The sequence below is a fragment of the Pseudomonas sp. Colony2 genome, from assembly GCF_019382755.1.
Classification (GTDB): Bacteria; Pseudomonadota; Gammaproteobacteria; order Pseudomonadales; family Pseudomonadaceae; genus Aquipseudomonas.
Window position 1 is genome coordinate 4,149,907 of the sequence record NZ_CP080030.1, and the last position, 5,379, is coordinate 4,155,285.

General features: G+C 63.8%; 1 protein-coding gene. It reads right to left on the minus strand.

Annotation, left to right across the window (positions count from 1 at the left end; genetic code table 11):
- A partial coding sequence (locus JV201_RS16345) for an NEL-type E3 ubiquitin ligase domain-containing protein (protein WP_257903333.1) occupies window positions 1-5,379 on the minus strand: 5,379 nt, incomplete at both ends.

A 5,379-nucleotide genomic window follows, 5' to 3' on the forward strand; every position in this document is an offset into this window, starting at 1 on the left:
GCTCTCTCCTGTACGGACAGGCGAATCAGCAGGGCCTGGCGTTGCTCAATCCTTTGCTTGGCCAAGACCACGGCTTGCGCCTCGTACTGCGCACCAAACGCCGGATAGCGATCCTCCAGGGCTTCAGCCTCGCGGGCCTGGGTCTGGGCCAGCGTCGTAAAGTCAGCCGCGTATTGCTTCTGCACGTAGTCGACCCAGTACTGGCGCGTGACCAGATCGGCCGTGAACGCCTCGGTCGCCTCCCGGCCGATGATGCTGGCGTAGGCCTGGTCGATATCGGCCTGTTTCACTTGGGAAAGGTTGCGGTACAGCATGCCGGACGGCTGGCGCGGCAACTCCAGGCGTTGGGCCAGGCCGATGCGGTAGGCCAGGCGAATTTCCGCCGGGTCAACACTGGGCTTTAGGCTGACCACGCGGCTGGCGGTGGCTTCAGTCTGTTCCAGGCGGATCATGCTTCTGGCCAGCTTGAACAGCGCCGCGCCTTCTTTTCCGGGCTCCACGGTTTCCAGGGCCTTGAACTCATAGACACTGACTTCAAGGTCGCTGAACAGCAGGATCCAACCGTCACCGCAGGTCGCGTTGATCCGCATGCCGCGAGCCTTGCCGAACAGTTGCTCGCGCAACGCCGGACGTTGCTCGGCGGCCTCCAACACCTCCCATACCCGGCGCGTCAACTCAGGGCGGTCGGTGATGAAGTCCTGGGCGTTTTTCAGCTGGGAAATGATGTAGAAGAAATCCTCACTGTCGTCAGCGCTCTTGAGCGACTCCCAGACTGCGTGTTTGCTGGAGTCGGCCGCCACGCCAGCAAACCACTGGGCCTTCTGTGCTGCGGGCGTCAGCAGCTCCGGATGCAGCTCACCGCTCAGATCCGCTTCCTCGTGACTGGTACTGAGGAGGAAGCCATCGAGCTCGCGATCAATTTGCTCCCGGGTATAACCCAGGCCGAACCCCGTTTCCTCGAGGAAGTCGCTCAGGCGCTCGAACACGCGTTCTTCCAGCCCGTTGTCCGTCAGGTTGGTGTTGCTCATCAGGAGGTTGTGGCGAGGTAACAGGGCATCGTCCGGGATGGTCTCGATCTGGTTATTGCTGAGGTCGAGGGTGCGCAGTCGCGGCAGTTCCAATGCCCCGGCCGGCCATTCCTCCAGGACGTTGTTGTGCAGGTCCAGGTTTGTCAGCCCGCGCAGGCCGCTGACATCCAGGCTGGCCAGGGTGTTTTCGCCAAGGTCGAGCCATTCCAGCGCACTTAACGGGCCGAGCAGTGCCTGTAGCTCCACAGCGTCGCGCAAATCATTGTAGGTGGCTTCGAGATGAGTCAGCGCCGTGTATTGGTTGATCACCTCGGGCAGGTGCGCCAGGCCATTCTTGTTGAGCACAAGCCGGCGCAGGTGGGGGAAACTGCCCAGGAACCCATTGGACCCCTGCTCCGTCAGCTTCACCTCGGTGAGGTCGAGCACGCTGACGTGGCTCATTGAAGCCGGCAACGTCGGCAGGTCGCCCAGATACAACCCGGACAGGTCCAGTACCTCGCGCCCGTCCACCGGCGGCACCTCGGGCCGGGCACGCAGGTTGTGGCGCCAGCTTTCAAGGAGCCGGCCGGCGGCACGACGACGGTCGAGGGCACTGACCCAGCCGCCGCCCTCGCGATAACCTTCGATGTCGATCCAACTGTTCAACACCCGGCTCAAGCGTTGATGCTCGGCGCGCAACTGCACCAGGCGTGTGTCGACGCCGGTGGCGCCCAGGCCGGCGGCCAGCCATTCATCAATGCGCGCCACCGCCTGGGCACTGCTCAAGGCAGGATCCAGTTGTTGCAGGCGCGCCGCCGGAGTGAGGCGTGCTTGCGCGTCGACGTTCTCGACGTGCAGGGGCAACAGCAACTGGCCGGGGTCGTCGGTGACCCTGACCGGGAAATACTCCGGATCGCCGCCGGTCCGGCCGATGCGCAGCTGTTCCTGGGGAATGCCCAGCGGCTTGTGCAGGTAGATTTCCGGCCCCACCAACGGCAGTAATTCCACATCAAGGCCCAATGGATTTTCCCGCAGGGTGCGTTGCGCAAAGGCCAGGATGTCGGCGCAGGCCCGGGCAGTCAGTCGGCAACCCCGCAGGTTGCTCTTGAGCATCAGCGTGTCGTGGCCGGTGAGCGCCTGGGCGGGCACCCGGGTGATAGCGCTGTGGCTCAGGTCCAGGCTCTCCAGGACTGGCAAGTCCAGGACACCCTCGGGCCATTCGGTGATTCCAGTGCGGCTGAGGTTCAAGTGGCGCAAGGCGTTGAGGCCACGCAGATCCAGGCTCGTGACACGGTTGTATTGCAAGTCCAGGGTTTCAAGAGCCGTCAGGCGGCTCAAGCGTTGCTGGAGGGACGGGATGATGCTCAGTTGGTTGTGGGAAAGATCCAACTGGCGCAGGGCGGTGAAGTTGTCCAGGGCCGAAGGCAGCTGTGCCAGGTTGCTGGCACTGAGGTTCAAGTCTTCAATGGCGTTGAATGCGCCGAGAAAGTCATTCAGCGCCTCAATGGAAACCCGGGTGCCGCTCAGGTTGACCTGTTTGACATGGGCGAACGCGGCCGCCGGCAACCCGGGCAAGTCGCCCAGTACGCCCCCCGACAGGTTCAGTGTGGCGGTCGGCAGGTTGGAGCGCGCCGACATGCCCGACGGCGCAAGCCGCGGCCCCAGGCCTTCACGCCAACTGTCCAGGAGCCGCTCGGCGGCGCGCTGGCGGTAAAAGACATCCACCTGCCGGCGGTCAACCCGCAACTCCCTGGCCGCCCACTCCTCCAGGTCCCGGCTCAGGGCGAGCTGTTCGTCGAATACCTGGTGAGTGCGGGCCAGTATCTGTTCAGTGGTCAGACCCTGCTGCCGGAACTGAGAGACAACGTCTATGCCAAACCCCCAGCGCACGTCTTTCAAACGATCCATCACGCCCTCACAGTAACCCCGCACCAGGGCTTGCTCATTGAGCAGGTGAGCCGGATTGCCCCGCACGTGTTCATACACCGCCATGAATTCCCGGCGGTCAAACGCGGCCCACCGCAGGTTCAAGCCGCGCCACAGGCGTTCATGCCCGATGAGCATCGACGGGGGCACCGAACGGATGTTTGTTCGCCACAGGTCGAGCCTCTCAAGGTGCTCAAGTGACGCCACCCCCTGTGGCCACTCCTGCACCGAGCCCTCCATGCGCAGCGAGCGCAGGTGCGTGAGGGCGCTGACGTCCAGGCGTTGCGAAATGCCCTCGATGCTCAGGTGCTGCAAACGCTCCATTCCCCCCAGGCGTTGCATGAACGTAGCCGGATAGGCCATATTCCGGCCGCCTAACGTCAACTGGGTGAGCCCGGTAAAGCGGTTCAGTCTGTCGACCAGCTCGATGCCTGGCGTTGCCTCAAGGAATACATCAAGGCGTTGCACGCCGCAGAATTGCTCAGCCAGCCTTGTACCCTGCTCACCCGATAAGGCCTCGGCTCGCACACTCAGCGACTGCACATGGGAAAAGTCTGCGCTCAGCCGCGGAAGGTCCGTCACGCTGCCCAGCGACAGGGTGCTCAGCGGCGGCCGCTCGCGGTAAATGCCCTGGCGCCAGCAACTGATGATGTCGGCCGCCATCCGTTGCTGATCACTGACCCTACCCGGCTGTGGGAACGCAGCGGCGGTCCACTGATCAAGCTCTGCCTGCAACAGGTCAAACTCACGCTGGCGGTTTCCCAACAGGGTGAAGATCTGTTGGGCGCTTTCACCGGCCTGCAATCGGCTCAGGACAAAATCGCTGGCCTGCCCGGCGTTGAGGTTCGGATAGAGCGCCTGCACCCTCGCCGTCAGCGATGCATCCACGTCAAAGCCTTTGCCCCGACCGCTCAACGGGTAACCCAGGACGCCCCCCGCCCCCGTCAAGACGGGTCGCGAACGCGGTGCGCGCAGGCCGAGCACATTGGACATTTGGCTACGGCGGCGGGTGGCATAACTGGCCACCGCCTGTTGCAGTTCCCGGTCCAGGGTCGCCACGGGCATGTCCAGGCCAGGTCGGGCCGCAGCGGGGATCGCATGCACGACGGACTGGAAGAAATTACGCCGCCCGGTGGTCCGGCTGTTCAGCGCGACACCGCGCTCGTCATAGGCCTGGAAGGCTTCGCCCTGCTTGACCAGGTATCTGCGCAGCGGCGCATCTTGCGGGCCAATGCTGTTCAGTAACGGTCCTTCGACAGCCTGAAAGCGCACTTCCAGGCGCAGATTGGTGGGCCAGCCCGGCAACTGTTGCAGGCAATGCAGGGCCAGGCGGTCCGTGTCGGCACCGGCGTCGGCCTGACGATGCAGCCCCGCCAGGGCACGGCTCAGGCGGCCTTGTTGGACTGCGCGGCGAGCGGCATTGTCCAGGCGCGCCGAGGCTCCACGCTGACTGCGCAGTTGCAAGCGCTCCTGTTCGCTGGCGGTATCAAGAATTTCCTGGATGGCTCGCCTCGACAATCCAGGGAAGCGCCGTTGCAGCACCGCCTCTTCGCCAGCCAGCGGCGCCGTATCCGCCACTGGCTGGCTGCGGAACTGCTCCAGGGCATCGGCCAGCACGGCGGGCAGCGGCCTGCCTTCGATATACGCCTTGCGCAACACGTCATCCTGGACCCCACTGATATCCCCGATAATGCCCAGTGTCGTATCAGAGAATTCTTCAGTTGCAGGCCCCAGTCGTCGCAACAGGGTCAGGCGGTCCCATTTGAAGGGCTGCTCATGCACATGCCGCCAGGCACCGGCGTTATTGTGTTCAAGGATCGGTTGATAAGCCTCGGGATTATCCGGGTGTTTGATCCGCCACTTGCGGATTCGGCTGTCGAAGCCTTTTTCATGCAGGTTTTCACCGATACGCACATAAATCTTGCCGCCTGTCTCGTACTGGCCCCGGGCATTGGGCTTGAGAGCCGGGGCCAGCACCACCTCGCTGCGGTACGGCGCCAGGTCCGGCTTCCAGAGGCGGGCCTCACCGCTGGGCAGTTTGACCGGTACCAGGCCATCCACCCAGCGGGACACCTGAATCTTCGGCGCGCGGCTGGCCAGGGCCGTCGATCCGCCGAGGGCGGCCATGAATGCCACGTTCAGCGCCACAGACTCCAGATGCCCCCAGGCAGCATCCATGTCGCCTTCCTTCCAGGCCTCGATGCCATGGTAGACCTCCAGGCCCAGCTGCACAGCCGTGACCGCCAGCATCACCTCCCCCAGGCCGGGCACGACAAAGGCCGCCACGTTCAACACATTCAAACCCATGCTCAGCCAATGTTCGTGGCGTTCCTGGGCAGCCTTGCGATCCGCCTCGGCGGTGGGTACGGCGAGTACTTTGGCGTTGTCCTTGAGACGCTGCAGGTGATTGTCGTAGAGCGCGGCGAACAGCTCGCCATTGATCAGG